This is a genomic window from Saccharopolyspora shandongensis, assembly GCF_900106995.1.
Taxonomy (GTDB): domain Bacteria; phylum Actinomycetota; class Actinomycetes; order Mycobacteriales; family Pseudonocardiaceae; genus Saccharopolyspora; species Saccharopolyspora shandongensis.
The window spans coordinates 84,357-99,236 of the sequence record NZ_FNOK01000003.1; the positions used below are offsets into that span (position 1 = coordinate 84,357).

11 protein-coding genes are annotated in these 14,880 nt (G+C 71.4%); 5 read left to right on the forward strand and 6 right to left on the reverse strand.

The genetic code is table 11. The annotated features are described in order from the left end of the window. The first annotated feature begins 1 nt into the window (after window position 1). The 4 genes from BLW84_RS03745 to BLW84_RS03760 are packed head-to-tail and all read left to right on the forward strand — an operon-like array spanning window position 2 to window position 5,489. Window positions 2-1,867, forward strand: a complete 1,866-nt coding sequence (locus BLW84_RS03745; RefSeq protein ID WP_093261293.1) for a methylmalonyl-CoA mutase family protein — start codon at window positions 2-4, stop codon at window positions 1,865-1,867. Continuing rightward, complete coding sequence (scpA, locus tag BLW84_RS03750; RefSeq protein WP_093261295.1) at window positions 1,864-4,083, forward strand: methylmalonyl-CoA mutase; 2,220 nt, start codon at window positions 1,864-1,866, stop codon at window positions 4,081-4,083. The genes BLW84_RS03745 and scpA overlap by 4 nt, the downstream gene beginning before the upstream one ends. Window positions 4,084-4,085: 2 nt before the next feature. Beyond that, the gene (gene meaB, locus BLW84_RS03755; RefSeq protein ID WP_093261297.1) at window positions 4,086-5,087 is read left to right on the forward strand and encodes a methylmalonyl Co-A mutase-associated GTPase MeaB; all 1,002 of its coding nucleotides are present in this window, start codon (window positions 4,086-4,088) and stop codon (window positions 5,085-5,087) included. Window positions 5,088-5,132: 45 nt separating this feature from the next. Next, entirely contained in the window at window positions 5,133-5,489 is a 357-nt protein-coding gene (locus BLW84_RS03760; RefSeq protein WP_093261299.1) for a GntR family transcriptional regulator, read from the forward strand. Between the two features lie 6 nt (window positions 5,490-5,495). On the opposite strand, the gene BLW84_RS03765 is transcribed toward BLW84_RS03760, so the two are convergent. The 3 genes from BLW84_RS03765 to BLW84_RS03775 all read right to left on the reverse strand — a co-directional run bounded on the left by BLW84_RS03765 (window position 5,496) and on the right by BLW84_RS03775 (window position 9,368). Next, window positions 5,496-6,335, reverse strand: coding sequence for a maleylpyruvate isomerase family mycothiol-dependent enzyme (locus tag BLW84_RS03765; protein WP_093261301.1), 840 nt, complete (start codon window positions 6,333-6,335; stop codon window positions 5,496-5,498). Window positions 6,336-6,396: 61 nt separating this feature from the next. Beyond that, entirely contained in the window at window positions 6,397-8,553 is a 2,157-nt protein-coding gene (locus tag BLW84_RS03770; protein ID WP_093261710.1) for a WD40 repeat domain-containing serine/threonine protein kinase, read from the reverse strand. A 185-nt stretch (window positions 8,554-8,738) separates the two neighbouring features. Further along, window positions 8,739-9,368 carry a DUF305 domain-containing protein gene (locus BLW84_RS03775; protein ID WP_093261303.1) on the reverse strand — a complete coding sequence of 210 codons (630 nt, stop codon included), beginning with the start codon at window positions 9,366-9,368 and terminating at the stop codon, window positions 8,739-8,741. A gap of 143 nt (window positions 9,369-9,511) precedes the next feature. Between BLW84_RS03775 and BLW84_RS03780 the strand changes: the two genes are divergently transcribed. Then, window positions 9,512-10,957, forward strand: a complete 1,446-nt coding sequence (locus BLW84_RS03780; protein WP_093261305.1) for an LVIVD repeat-containing protein — start codon at window positions 9,512-9,514, stop codon at window positions 10,955-10,957. A gap of 64 nt (window positions 10,958-11,021) precedes the next feature. On the opposite strand, the gene BLW84_RS03785 is transcribed toward BLW84_RS03780, so the two are convergent. The 3 genes from BLW84_RS03785 to BLW84_RS03795 all read right to left on the reverse strand — a co-directional run bounded on the left by BLW84_RS03785 (window position 11,022) and on the right by BLW84_RS03795 (window position 14,879). Then, a complete protein-coding gene (locus tag BLW84_RS03785; RefSeq protein WP_245760914.1) occupies window positions 11,022-13,178 on the reverse strand; it encodes a putative bifunctional diguanylate cyclase/phosphodiesterase in 2,157 nt (718 codons plus the stop codon). Window positions 13,179-13,267: 89 nt separating this feature from the next. Beyond that, the gene (locus tag BLW84_RS03790) at window positions 13,268-14,077 is read right to left on the reverse strand and encodes an SAM-dependent methyltransferase (RefSeq protein WP_093261309.1); all 810 of its coding nucleotides are present in this window, start codon (window positions 14,075-14,077) and stop codon (window positions 13,268-13,270) included. 109 nt (window positions 14,078-14,186) lie between these two features. Further along, window positions 14,187-14,879 (reverse strand): DJ-1/PfpI family protein, encoded by a 693-nt coding sequence (locus BLW84_RS03795; protein WP_093261311.1) that lies wholly within the window; start codon window positions 14,877-14,879, stop codon window positions 14,187-14,189. Window position 14,880 lies beyond the last annotated feature (1 nt).

A 14,880-nucleotide genomic window follows, 5' to 3' on the forward strand; every position in this document is an offset into this window, starting at 1 on the left:
CATGGTGGCGCACTCGATGTCGAGCGGCGGCGGGCCGGACCTCTCCTCCGCCACACCCGTGGACCGCGAGCAGTGGCGGTCTCAGGTCAAGAAGGTGCTGCAGCGATCCGGGCTGATCGGCGAGCAGGCCCCGGCCGGTCCGGTGGAGGACGTGCTCGCCTCGACGACCTACGACGGCATAGCCGTGCACCCCCTCTACACCGAGGGGCCGCCCGAGGCCGGCTCGCCCGGGCTGGCGCCGTTCGTGCGCGGCAGCCGCCCGCAGGGCAGCGTCGCCGAGGGCTGGGACGTGCGGCAGCGGCACGAGAACCCGGATGCCGCCGAAACCAACCGGGAAATCCTGGCCGACCTCTACAACGGCGTGTCGTCGCTGTGGCTCCGGCTCGGTTCCGGCGGGCTGGCCGTCGACGACCTCGCGGACGCGCTGGAAGGCGTCCACCTGGACATGATCGGCGTGGCCCTGGACGCGGGCGAGGACTTCGGCGCCGCAGCCGAGGCTTTCCTGGTCGTGGCTGCCGAGCAGGACGTGCGCGGCAGCGCGCTCAGCGGCAACCTCGGCGCCGACCCGCTGGGCGTGCAGGCCCGGACCGGGCGCCCCGGCGACCGGGACGGCGCGGTGCGGTTGGCGCGCCGCTGCGCGACGGAGTTCCCGGAGTTGAAGGCGCTGGTCGTGGACGGGTTGCCGTACCACGACGCGGGCGGCTCGGACGCGCAGGAGCTCGGCTGCTCGCTCGCCGCGGGCACGACCTACCTGCGGTGGCTGACCGAGGCCGGGCTCGACGTCGACACCGCCGCCGGGCTGCTGGAGTTCCGCTACGCCACCAACGCCGACCAGTTCCTCGGCATCGCCAAGCTGCGCGCCGCGCGGCGGCTGTGGGAGCAGGTGACCCGCGCCTGCGGCGCGTCGGAGCCGACGCGGGCGCAGACGCAGCACGCCGTGACGTCGGCGGCCATGCTGACCAGGCGCGACCCGTGGGTGAACATGCTGCGCACCACGATCGCGACCTTCGCCGCCGGGATGGGCGGCGCGCAGGCGGTCACCGCGCTGCCGTTCGACGCCGCGATCGGCCTGCCGGACGGCTTCGCCCGCCGCATCGCCCGCAACACGCAGTCCCTGCTGCTGGAGGAATCGCACCTGGCGCAGGTGATCGACCCGGCGGGCGGCTCCTGGTACGTCGAGTCGCTGACCGACGAGCTGGCGCAGGCCGCCTGGCAGTGGTTCCAGGAGATCGAGGCCGCGGGCGGGCTGCCCGCCGCGCTGGAATCCGGCCTCGTCGCCGAGCGGCTCTCGGCCACGTGGGAGGAGCGCCGGGCGGCGATCGCGCACCGCGCGGACGCGATCACCGGCGTCAGCGAGTTCCCGAACCTGGACGAGGCGCCGCTGGAGCGCGAGCCCGCACCGCAGCAGCCTTCGGGCGGCCTCCCGGTGCACCGCTACGCCGAGGACTTCGAGCGGCTGCGCGACGCCGCCGACGCGCGGCTCGCCGAGACCGGCAGCCGCCCCGCGGTGTTCCTCGCGACGCTCGGCTCGCTCGCCGCGCACAACGCGCGCGCCTCGTTCGCGCGGAACCTTTTCGCCGCGGGCGGCATCGAGAGCACCGACGCCGGAGCAACCGAGTCCACCGATGACGTTCTGGCGGCGTACGCCGGCACGCCGGTGGTCTGCCTTTGCTCCAGCGACAAGGTTTACGCCGAGCGCGCCGCGGAAACCGCCGCCGCGCTCAAGCAGGCCGGGGCGAAGCACGTGCTGCTGGCCGGAAAGCCGGGCGATCCGCCGCCGGAGGGCGTCGACGGGTTCCTCTTCGCCGGGTGCGATGCGCTGGCCGTCCTCACCGACGTCCACGAGAAGCTGGGAGTGGGCCGATGACACAGATCCCGAACTTCGCCGGCATCCCGCTGGATGCCCCGCCCGCCGCCGACCCGGCTCGGTGGCAGGCCGAGATCCTCGCCGCCACCGGCAAGGCGGCCGACGCGCTGGTCTGGGAGGCGCCAGAGGGCATCGGCATCAAGCCGCTCTACACCTCGGCCGACGTCGAGGGGCTCGAATTCCCGCACACCTACCCGGGTTTGGCGCCGTTCCTGCGCGGGCCGTACCCGACGATGTACGTCAACCAGCCGTGGACGGTGCGGCAGTACGCCGGGTTCTCCACCGCCGACGAGTCCAACGCCTTCTACCGCCGCAACCTGGCCGCCGGCCAGAAGGGCCTGTCGGTGGCGTTCGACCTCGCCACCCACCGCGGCTACGACTCCGACCACCCGCGCGTCGCGGGCGACGTCGGCATGGCCGGGGTCGCGATCGACTCGATCTTCGACATGCGCCAGCTCTTCGACGGCATCCCGCTGGACCGGATGAGCGTGTCGATGACCATGAACGGTGCGGTGCTGCCGGTGATGGCGCTTTACATCGTCGCCGCCGAGGAGCAGGGCGTCGCGCCGGAGAAGCTGGCCGGGACCATCCAGAACGACATCCTCAAGGAGTTCATGGTCCGCAACACCTACATCTACCCGCCGCAGCCGTCGATGCGGATCATCTCCGACATCTTCGCCTACACCTCGCAGCGGATGCCGAAGTTCAACTCCATCTCCATCTCCGGCTACCACATCCAGGAAGCCGGGGCGACCGCCGACCTGGAGCTGGCCTACACCCTCGCGGACGGCGTCGAATACCTGCGCGCCGGGCGGCAGGCCGGGCTGGACATCGACGCCTTCGCGCCCCGGCTGTCGTTCTTCTGGGGCATCGGGATGAACTTCGCGATGGAGGTCGCAAAGCTGCGCGCGGCGCGGCTGCTGTGGTCGAAGCTGGTGCAGACCTTCGAGCCGAAGAACCCGAAATCGCTGTCGCTGCGCACCCATTCGCAGACCTCCGGCTGGTCGCTGACCGCCCAGGACGTCTACAACAACGTGGCGCGCACCTGCGTCGAGGCGATGGCCGCCACCCAGGGCCACACCCAGTCGCTGCACACCAACGCGCTCGACGAGGCGCTGGCGCTGCCCACCGACTTCTCCGCGCGCATCGCCCGCAACACGCAGCTGCTGCTGCAGCAGGAATCCGGGACCACGCGGGTGATCGACCCGTGGGGCGGCAGCTACTACCTGGAGCGCCTCACCAAGGACCTCGCCGAGCGCGCCTGGGCGCACATCGCCGAGGTCGAGGACGCGGGCGGCATGGCCCAGGCCATCGACGCCGGCATCCCCAAGCTGCGCATCGAGGAGGCCGCGGCCCGCACCCAGGCCCGCATCGACTCCGGGCGGCAGCCGCTGATCGGCGTCAACAAGTACCGCTACGACGGCGACGAGCAGATCGACGTGCTCAAAGTGGACAACGCCGGGGTCCGCGCGCAGCAGCTGGAGAAGCTGCGGCGGCTGCGCGAAGAGCGCGACAGCGCGGCCTGCGAGGACGCGCTGCGCCGGCTCACCGCGGCGGCCGAGGCGTCCCTTTCCGATTCGGCGCAGCCGACTGAGCGCCCCAACGACATGGCGCACAACCTGCTGACGCTGGCCGTGGACGCGGCGCGGGAGAAGGCGACCGTCGGCGAGATCTCCGATGCGCTGGAGAAGGTCTTCGGCCGCCACTCCGGGCAGATCCGTACGATCACCGGCGTGTACCGGGACGAGTCGGGGCCGTCGGAGCAGCTGGAGGCGGCCCGCAGGCAGGTGGTGGACTTCGCCGAGGCCGAAGGCCGCCGACCGCGCATCCTGGTCGCGAAGATGGGGCAGGACGGCCACGACCGCGGCCAGAAGGTGATCGCGACCGCGTTCGCCGACCTCGGCTTCGACGTCGACGTGGGCCCGCTGTTCCAGACCCCGGCCGAGGTGGCCCGCCAGGCAGCCGAGTCGGACGTGCACATCGTCGGCGTCTCCAGCCTCGCCGCCGGGCACCTGACCCTGGTGCCCGCGCTGCGCGACGAGCTGGCCGAGCTGGGCCGGGAGGACATCATGGTCGTCGTCGGCGGGGTCATCCCGCCCGCCGACTTCGACGCCCTCCGGCAGGCCGGGGCCAGCGCGATCTTCCCGCCCGGCACCGTGATCGCCGACGCCGCGCTGGGCCTGCTCGAAGAACTCCGCACCCGACTCGACCACTGATCATGCCGCGACAGATCGACGTCCAGGACTACGCCAAGGGCGTGCTCGCCGGTTCCCGCACCAAGCTGGCGCAGGCGATCACGCTCGTCGAATCCACCCGCGCCGACCACCGCGCGCTGGCGCAGGAACTGCTCGTCGAGCTGCTCCCGCACAGCGGCGGCGCGCACCGCGTCGGCATCACCGGCGTGCCCGGGGTGGGCAAGTCGACGTTCATCGAGGCGCTGGGCTCGATGCTGACCGCGGCGGGGCATCGCGTCGCGGTGCTCGCGGTCGACCCGTCGTCGACCCGCAGCGGCGGCAGCATCCTCGGCGACAAGACCCGGATGGGCCGGCTGGCCAGCGACCCCGCCGCGTTCGTGCGGCCGTCGCCGTCGGCGGGCACGCTCGGCGGCGTCGCGCGCGCGACGCGCGAGACGATCGTGCTGATGGAGGCGGCCGGATTCGACGTCGTGCTGGTGGAAACCGTCGGCGTCGGCCAGTCCGAGGTGACGGTCGCGGGCATGGTGGACTGCTTCCTGCTGCTCACCCTCGCCCGCACCGGCGACCAGCTGCAGGGCATCAAGAAGGGCGTGCTGGAGCTGGCGGACGTCATCGCGGTCAACAAGGCCGACGGCGACCACGCCGCCGAGGCCCGCAAGGCGGCCCGCGAGCTCCGCGGCGCGCTGCGCCTGCTCACCCCGGTCAGCGCCGCGTGGACGCCGCCGGTGCTGACCTGCAGCGGCCTGCAGGGGCTCGGGCTGGACACGGTGTGGGAGCAGATCGAGCAGCACCGGGCGGCGCTGGACGAGGCCGGCGAGCTGGCCGACAAGCGCAGCCGCCAGCAGGTCGAGTGGACCTGGGCCCTGGTGCGCGACCAGCTGATGTCGGAACTCACCCGCCACCCGGCGGTGCGCGCGATCGTCGGCGACGTGGAAACCCGGGTGCGGGCGGGCGAACTCACCGCGAGCCTGGCGGCGGAACAGCTGCTCGACGCCTTCCGGAAACCCGGCCGGGAGTCCACGTAGGACGAGGGCGGATACTGGCCCGAGCAGACTCGACCCGGGAGAACCATGCGGATCAGCGTTGACCCCAGCTCGGACGTGCCGCCCTTCGAACAGGTGCGGTCGACGATCGCGGAGCAGATCAACAGCGGCGAACTCCCGGTGGGCACCAAGCTGCCGACGGTCCGCGCCCTGGCGGCCGACCTGGGCATCGCGGCCAACACGGCGGCGAAGGCCTACCGGGAACTGGAGCAGGCGGGCCTGCTCGAAACCCGGGGCCGCGCAGGCACTTTCGTCTCGGACGCGGGAAACCAGGCGGCGGCCCGAGCCGCGGAAGCGGCGGCGACCTACGCCCAGATCACCCACGCCCTGGGCATCCCCGCCGACGAGGCCCTTGCCATCGTCCGAGCGGCCCTGAAGGCGTGATCCGGTTCAGGCGACTATCGCGAGGAGCGCTGTCGCCGCGTCGATCAGGGCGTGGTCGCCTTGCGCATCCGCTCGTCGGCGGGCTTCGGCGACGGTGATTCCGCGGGTGGCGAGCCGCCAGAGGTCGTCCGGCCGCATGGTGATCGTGGCCGCTGTTCCACCCACGGGCTCCGCCTCGTCGCCGGCCATTCGCCAGCGGCCGTCGTCGGACACCGCGTGCCAGGTTCCGCCGGAAGGCCCGGGAACGACGACGCGGACTGCGGTGCCGTGCGGGCGGGCGACTTCGCGCAGCGCGTGGGGCAGTGCGCGCACGAACGTGTCCAGCACGGGGTGCACCAGTTCGGGTTGGTCGGCACCCGGTCGCCCCACCGCGTCCCTGATCTGCTGCTGGTGCACCCAGAATTCGGTGTAGTCCCGAGCGATGTCCAACCAGGCCGGGCTCGGACCGGGGCCGGCCCAGGACACGTCCAACGCGGCCGGTGCGGTGAGGTCGAAGGTCCCCCAGAGCCTATCCAGCTCCGGACCGAGGTGCGCCAGCAGCCCGATCATGAGCTCGGGGCTGCACTGCCGCGCGGCTCGGACGAATTCGTCGTTGGTGCGGGCCAAGTAGCCGGGCAGGGTCTCGTCGTTGGCGAAGGTCGCCCCGGCGAAGCCGTCCCGGCTTCCCGAGATCCGCCGCAGGTAGTCGTTCAGGACGTGCCCGACCACGTCGTGCACGTCCCAACCCGGGCACACCGTTTCCCGCGCCCAGTCCGCAGCGCTCAGCGACCGGAGCAGCGCGAGCAACTCCTGCCGCTCCTGGCGGAACAGGGGGCGGACGTCCAGCACGGGCCCGAAGATCGTCATGCGGGAATGCTCCCACCACCCGCACCACGCAGCCATCGAATTTGGCCCGCCCGAAGCCAGGTCAGCCGGCGGGGACGCTCCACAGCCGCACAACGCCGTCCTCGCCCGCGGTTGCCAGGGTGCGGCCGTCCGGGCTGAACACCATGTTGTTGACGCGCTCGATCGCGGGGCCGATCTGCTCGGCGGCGGCCACGTTCCACAGCCGCACGGTGTCGTTGTCCTTGATGGCGAGCACGCTTCCGTCCCGGTTGGGCACTTGCCAGGAGCCGTCGGGAATGGTGCTGGGCTGGCGGATCTGGTTGCGGCTGGACAGGTCCCACAACCGCAGCCAGTTGGTCTTGGTGGACGCGCTGGCGGTCTCGTCGTCGGACGTGGTCGCGGTGGCCTTGCCCACGGTCATCAGGACGCGGCCGTCGGGGCCGAACGCGGTGGTGCTGAGGCTCTCCGCCCGGGGCAGGCTGATCGGGTCGCCGATCTGCCGGCGGCTGGCCAAGTCCCACAGGATCACGGCGCTGACGTCGTTCTCGGACCCGGACTTGTCGGTCCACTGCACGCTGATCGCGACGGTGCGGCCGTCCGGGCCGAAGGTGATCCCAGGACCGCCATACTCCTCGTCCCGGACGTTGAGATCGCCGATCTGCTGGCCACCGGCCACGTCCCACACCCGCACGACGTTTTCTTCCACGTCGTCCGCTTCCGAAACATCCTCGTCGTAGCTGACCGCCAGGTAGCGGGCATCCGGGCTGAACACCAGCCACTCGGACCGCTCGGCCAGTTCGCCGATCCCGGCGATGGGGTGCTGGTCGACCTGGGCGCCGCTGGCCACGTCCCACTGGCGCACCGAACCGTTGGAGCCGTCGTAGATCGCGGCGAGCAGGGTTCGGCCGTCCGGGCCGAACACGAGGTCGTTCAGGCCGTCGAGCGGGCCGATGATCTGGCCGACCTGCCGCTGTTCGGCGACGTTCCACAGCTGCACGGTGCTGTCCTGGTGGACGGTCGCCATGGTGCGGCCGTCCGGGCTGAACAGCAGACGCCGGGCCGGGACGACAGCGGCCATCGAACCGACCTGGGGAACCTGCGGCGGCGGCGAGGAGGAGACCTGCGGCGGCGGCTGCAGCGCCCAGATCAGGACGCCGACCAGAGCCAGCGCGACGGCGGCGACGCCGAGGCCCAGCAAGTGCCGCCGGGCACCCCCGTCGGCCGTCGGCTCGGTGCGCGTGGGCGGGGTTTCCTCTGCGGTGGCCTCGCGGGTCGCGTCGACCGGGCCGGTGTCCACCCGGGTGGACACCACCGTCGGCGTGCCGGTGATCGCAGTCGGCACCTGCGACGCGTCGAGGAGCCGGGCGATGTCGGCGTTCCGCTGCGCGATCAACCGGTGCACCCCGGCGGGCCACGGCCGCGCTGCCGGAGCGATCTGGCCGATCGATTCCAGCAGCTCGGCCGGGGTCGGCCGCTCGGCGGGATCCTTGGCCAGGCACGGCTCGGCGATGCGCCGGACCGCGCCGGGAATCCCGGAGAGGTCCGGGTCGACCAGCACGACGTTGTTCAGGGTCTGCAGGGTCGCCGTGTCGGCGAACGGGCTGGCACCCGTGCAGGCCGCGACGACGACCGAACCGAGGGAGAACACGTCGCTGGCCGAGGTCACCGACTCGCCCTTGGCCTGCTCGGGCGACATGTACTCGGGCGAGCCGACCAGCCAGCCGGCCCGGGTCAGGTCGCCGGTCCGGTCGCCGTTGACGGCCCGGACGATGCCGAAGTCGATGACCCGGGGACCGTCCTCGGCGAGCAGCACGTTGGACGGTTTCAGGTCCCGGTGCACCAGCCCGGCCCGGTGGATCTGGACCAGCGCGGTGGTCAGCCCGGCGGCCAGGCGCAGCACCGATTCCTCCGGCAGCGCACCGATGGCCGCGGCCGTCTCGTGCAGCGAGGGACCGGGCACGAAAACCGATGCCAGCCACGGCGTGGGCGCGTCCGGGTCGGCATCGATGACCGCGGCGGTGTACGCGCCGGACACCGCGCGAGATGCCTCCACCTCGCGGCGGAACCTCGCCCGGAACCCGTCGTCCTCGGCGAACTGGTCGTGCACCAGCTTCAGCGCGACCAGCCGGCCGTCCGGGCCGCTGCCCAGCAGCACCCGCCCCATCCCGCCTCGGCCCAGCTCCGCGAGCACCCGGTACTGCCCGACCTCGCGCGGGCCCGACGGACCTAACGGCCTCATGACAACCCCGTTCCAACCAGTGCCGGATCGGTTCCCAGAGCACCGCCGGACGTCACATCGGCCGCCATGATCCCCAGCCGGGATCGCGCGGATCCAAAGCACGAATCCTAGTCAGGAAAGCCTCTCGACGTGAAGCGAACCGCACATCGCGGCGACCGCGCCCGCCGCGAACGGAGGAGCGCAGGTCAGCCGACTTCGGCCTGCAGGGCTCGCATGGTGTTGATCTCGTCCTGCTGGGTCACGAGGACGTCCTGGGCCATTTCGTGGACCTGCTCGTCCAGGCCATTGGCCATGACGTCGGTGGCCATCGTCAGGGCGCCCTCGTGGTGGGCGATCATCAGCCGGAGGAACAGCCGGTCGAAGTCCGCTCCCCTGGAATTCTCGAGCTGCGCCAGCTGTTCCGGCGTCGCCATGCCCGGCATGCTCGCGTGGTCGTGGCCGCCGCCGTGGCCACCGTGTCCACTGTGGCCGGTCTGCTCGTCGAGGCCGCGGGTGGCCAGCCAGCCCTGCATCGCGCCGATCTCCGGGCCCTGCGCGCCGCCGATTCGCTCCGACAGCGCGCGAACCTTGGGATTCTGCACGCGTTCCGGGGACAGCGCCGTCATCTCCACCGCCTGCTGGTGGTGCACGATCATCATGCGGACGTAGTCCGCCTCGACCTCGACCGGCGTGCTCCGCTCCGGCGCCGCGCTCGCCACCACCTGCGGCTGATCGCCCGGCGCGCCCGGCAGGACCACCGGCGGCGACGCCTGCTCCGTCGCGCAACCGGCCAGCGCGCCCACCGCCAGAAGTAACGCGGCTGTTAACCGGCGCATCGAATCCTCCTTGTGTTGCAGGCAATTGCGGCCAATTGGCCGATAGGGCCACGATCCGGGCATAACAATACTGATCTCCAGCGGTACTCGGTACCGCCCATTTCGACTGCCCGAACGCAGGGCAGCGACGAGCATGGGAGTGGATGGTCTTGAAACCGAGCCCCAGGGGAAGGCTGCGCGCGCTGGGCGCGGCGATCGGCGTGTTGACTCTCGGCTTAGCGCTCGCCCCGGCATCCGCGGCGACGCCGCCGAACAACGGCCCGGAGGAACTCTCCGCGCAGACCGTTGCCGCGCCGGCCGGCGAAGTCAGCAAGAGCGAGAACATCGAGCACGTCACCAACCTGCCGAAGCAGGCGCCGTTCAACACGCTCGAAGCCTTCGGCACCGACATCGCCTTCAAGCAGAACTACGCGTTCGTCGGCAGCTACGACGGATTCGTCGTCTACGACATCAAGAACCCGAAGAAGCCGCAGGTCGTCACGCAGGTGCTCTGCCCCGGCGGCCAGGGCGACGTCTCCGTCTCCGGCAACCTGCTGTTCGTCTCCACCGACTACCCGCGCACGAACAACACGTGCACCAGCGAGAAGACCGACGCCAAGGACCCCAACGGCTGGGAGGGCATGAAGGTCTTCGACATCAGCGACCCGGCCAAGCCGCGCTACGTGTCGGCGATCGCCACCGACTGCGGCTCGCACACCAACACCCTGGTGCCGGACAAGGCCGGCGAGGCGGTGTACCTCTACGTCTCGTCGTACGGCCCGCGCGCGGAGTTCCCGAAGTGCCAGCCGCCGCACGACAAGATCTCCATCATCAAGGTGCCGCTGGCCAACCCGGCCGAGCCGGTGGTGGTGGACGCACCCGTGCTGTTCCCGGACGGCGGCAACCCGGGCTCGCCCGGCACCAGCGCGACCACCGGTTGCCACGACATCACCGCGTTCCCGGAGAAGGACCTCGCCGCCGGCGCCTGCATGGGTGACGGCGTGCTGCTGGACATCTCCGACCGGGAGCAGCCGCGGGTGATCAACCAGGTCCGCGACGAGGAGAACTTCGCGTTCTGGCACTCGGCGACGTTCAACAACGAGGGCACCAAGGTCGTCTTCACCGACGAGCTCGGCGGCGGCGGCGCGGCCACCTGCAACGAGGCGACCGGCCCGACCCGCGGCGCCAACGGCGTCTACGACATCGTCGGCTCGGGCGCGGACTCGAAGCTGGAGTTCCGCAACTACTTCAAGATCCCGCGGCACCAGGCCGACACCGAGAACTGCGTGGCGCACAACGGTTCGCTGATCCCGGTCGACGGCCGCGACATCATGGTGCAGGCCTGGTACCAGGGCGGCGTGTCGGTGTGGGACTTCACCGACTCCACCAAGCCGGAGGAGATCGGCTTCTTCGACCGCAGCGCGTTCGACCCGTCGAAGCTGCAGACGGCGGGTTCCTGGTCGGCGTACTACTACAACGGCTACATCTACTCCAGCGGCATCCAGGAAGGCCTGGACGTGCTGGACATCAAGGACAAGCGGACGGACTCGGCGAAGAAGGTCCGCTTCGAGGAGTTCAACCCGCAAACCCAGCCGGTGTACCAGAACTGAGCCGGTAGCGAAGTGATGCGGCCCCCGCCGGAACACCCGGCGGGGGCCGCTCCGCGTTTCCGGGCTAGCCCTCCGGGCCGAGGAAGTCGGGGACGTCGAAGGCGAACAGCGGCTCGCCGAAGTGGGCTCCCGCGCCGACCTCGCAGCCCATCTCGTGCCAGGTGGCCGCCTGCTCCGCCGTGTCGATCCGGCCCACCCACAGGCGGGCCCCGCAGGCCTCGACCAGCGGCACCAGCGACCGGATCGCCTGAACCTCCGGCACGTCCGCGGACTCCGCCGCGTGCACGAGGTCGACGAGATCGTCCGACAGGCGCACCGAGTCGACCGGGAGGTCGCGCAGCAGGCGCAGTTCGTCCGCGGAGCCGTGGAAGCCGTGCAGCGAGGTCTTGATGCCGCGGCTGTTGAGGTAGCGGACGTTGTCCCGGGCTTCCTCGTGGTCGCCGCTGATCGCGGCCATCGGCAGGCACAGCCGCATCCACGTCGCGTCGATGTCGCAGGAGTCCAGCACCCGGTGGATCACCGCCGCCAGGTCCGGGTCCTGGCCCTGGTTCGGGCTCAGCGACAGCTTCAGCTGCACCTCGTAGCCCGCCGTACGCCACTCGCACAGCTGCCGCCACGCGGTTTCCAGCATCCAGTCCCGCAGCGACAGGGTGACCCCGGAGCGCTCCGCGAGGCGCTGGCACTCGCCGTGCTCCAGGGTGCCGTATTCGCTCGTCTCCCAGCGGAGTTCGGCCTCCAGCGCGACCAGCGCGCCGTTGTCCATGCGGGCCAGCGGCCGGTAGAGGACCTCGAACTCGCCGTGCTCCAGGCCGCCGGGCATCACCGCGGCCAGCTTCGACTCGATCCGCTCCTCCGGCGCCGTGTCCGGGTCGAACAGCGCCCACTGCCGCTTGCCCGCGGCCTCCGCGCGGCGCAGCGCGACGTCCGCCGCCCACAGCATGCTCGCCGCGTCCGCGTCGGCCGCCATCCGCTCCACCACGCCGATCCCGGCCGACGCCGCGATGCCCTGGTCGCCGACGTAGACCGGCTCGGCGAGCAGGTCGTTGATCTGCTGGGTCAACGTTGTCACCGGCGGTGTCTTCTCCTGCTGCCAGAGCAGGATCGCGAACTCGGTGCCGCCGAACCGGGCGACTATCCCCTCCTCGTTCTCGACCAGCTGCTCCAGCCGCCGGGCCACGGCCTTGATCACCCGGTCGCCGACCTCGTAGCCGAGGCCGTCGTTGATCAGCTCGAAGCCGTCCAGGCCCAGCTGGTAGAGCGCCAGCCGGGCGTCGTTCGGCAGGTTCGCCAGCGCCGCCTCCAGGCGGGTGTGGAAGAACTGCCGGTTCGGCAGCCCGGTCAGCGCGTCGTGCAGGGCCTGGTACTGGAAGCGGTCCTGCAGCAGGTGCAGCTCGGTGATGTCCTCGACCATCGTGACGAAGTGCCGCGGCGCGCCGTCGGAACCGCGCAGCACTGACACCGCCAGGTAGACCCACGCCTCCTCGCCGGTGGCGTGCTGCAGGCGCTTGCGGTCGCTGAGCCGCTTCGAGCTGCCGCCCTCGGCGAGCTCGCGGTAGGCCGCCGTCAGGTATTCGGCGTCGTCGGAGTGGAACAGGTCGTGGATCGTCATGGCCGCCAGGTCGTGCGCCTGGTAGCCCAGGGTGTTCTCGAACGCCGGGTTCACCTGGACGAACTTCCCCTCCAGGTCGCAGATCGCGACCCCGATGGGCGTCGTCGTGAACACCTCGCCGAACCGCGCCTCGCTGGCCGCGAGCTCCCGGTCGGCCTTCAGCTTCGAGCGCAGCAGCGCCTTCTTCAGCGTCTCCTGCTGGACGAAGGTGCTCTCCCGGTCGGCGGCGGCGTAGCCGGCCGCGACCGCGGTGACCAGCCCGAGGATCCGGCGCACCGCGTCGTTCCCGGGCAGCTGGACCAGCTCGTCGCGGAGCAGGTTCAGGCTCAGCGGCAGGCTGTCCTCGCCGGTGGCGTGCATCTCGACCAGCTTGCTGCCGACGGTGCGACCCACCTCGTCCACAGTGGACGGATCGTCGAGGGCGCCGACGACGCGGTCGACGAGTTCCTGCAGCGTCTGCTCGACGGTCTCGCGGGACAGCGGGATGTAGGACGCCGTGCTGAGCTGCGCCGCCCAGCGGCGTGCCACCTCGGCCCGCCAGTCGGCGTCGTACCGCTTCGGGTCCAGCACGTCCGGCATTCCGCTCGGGGCGTCCGGAGTTCCCTCGCTCATCTCACCCGTCCGTCAACGTTCGGCGAATCGCCCTGGTCGCACACCTTCCTAGCATCACCGGAAATCAGCGCCACGCCCCCCGTGACCCGTCATCGCTTGCGTCCCACCCCTGCGTAGATCTGCGAACCGCCGGGCTCGTCGGCGGCCCGTTCCGGCCGGTCCGGCCGCCACAGCGCGGTGCCGACGACGCCCGGCTCGACCAGATCGAACCCGGTGAACAGCTCGGTGATCTCCGCGTGCGTGCGGGTGTGGATCGAGTCCGAGCTGCGCCGCATGACTTCCACCACACCGGCCATCTCGTCCGGGCTGATGTCGGCGGTGAAGTGCGACAACGCCAGGTAGCTGCCGGACGTCAGCGCGTCCCGGTAGCGGGTGATGATCCCCGGGGTGTCCTGCTCGTGCGACACGAAGTGGAACACCCCGGCCATGATCAGGCCGATGGGCTCGTCGAAGTCCAGCAGCCGCCGGGTCTCCGGGTGCTCCAGGATGGTGCCCGGCTCGGCCAGGTCGGCCTGGATGATGGTGGCGTTGTCGTTGCCCTCCAGCAGCAGCTGGCTGTGCGCGACGGCGACCGACTCGTAGTCCACGTACACCACACGCGCCTGCGGGTCGGCGGCCTGGGCGATCTCGTGCACGTTGCCCACGGTCGGGATGCCGGAGCCGACGTCGAGGAACTGCCGCACGCCGTGCTGCGCCATGCAGACCACGGCGCGCCGCAGGAAGGCCCGGTTGAGCCGCGCCACGTCGCGCGCGCTGGGCAGCGCGGTCAGGAACTTCTCGGCCAACGCCCGGTCGGCGGCGAAGTTGTGCGCGCCGCCCAGCAGGTAGTCGTAGAGCCGCGCCGCGCTCGGGATCTCCTCGTCGACGTCTTGGGGTACCCACGTCGCCTGTTCGGTCACGGTTCGCCTCGCTTCTAGCGCCGTTGCGTGTCGGCCAGACTACTGGGTGACACTAAACGGCTTGACGGACGTGACCGCGCCGCGACCGTCCGTATCGATCGAGATCGGCCTACACGTGCCGGACCGTGCCCCGCCGCTCGTACTCCATGGTGGTCTCCACACCCAGCGCCACGTCGGCGCCGAAATGCCGCTCCACCAACCAAAGCGCCAGGTCGAGCCCCGAGGTGACGCCGCCCGCGGTCACCAGGTCGCCGTCGTCGACGACGCGGCCGCGCGCGATCCGGCCGCCCTGCGCCGCGAGATCGGCGATGGCCTGGTGGTGCGTGGTGCACGGTCGGCCTTCGGTGATCCCGGCCGCCGACAGCAGCATCGCGCCGGTGCACACGGCGGCCAGCGTCAGGCCGGGACGCCGGGCGTCGCGCAGGATGGCCGGGAGGTGGCCGCGCCGGATCTCGGCGGGCACCCCGGGCTGGTCCGCGGGCTTGCCGTAGCCGCCACCGGCCACCACGATCAGGTCCGCGTCCCGCGGCGACCAGCCGGCGGCCTCGAGCTTCGTGCCGAAGGCCGAGGAGATCGTGCCGGGCTCGCCGCCGGTGACGAATTTCGATTCGATGCGCGCGCCGTGGTGCACGGCATGCTGGAAGACCTCGTTCGGCGCAACGAAGTCCAGGTCGTCGGCGCCGTCGAACACGAGCACGTGCACGCGCAGCCGGTCGCGCTGCTGGGCGTGCGCGGGAGTTGCCATCACACCGCCGGCCACGGCCACGGCCGCGCCGGTTCGGAACAGGGATCGTCGGTTCATG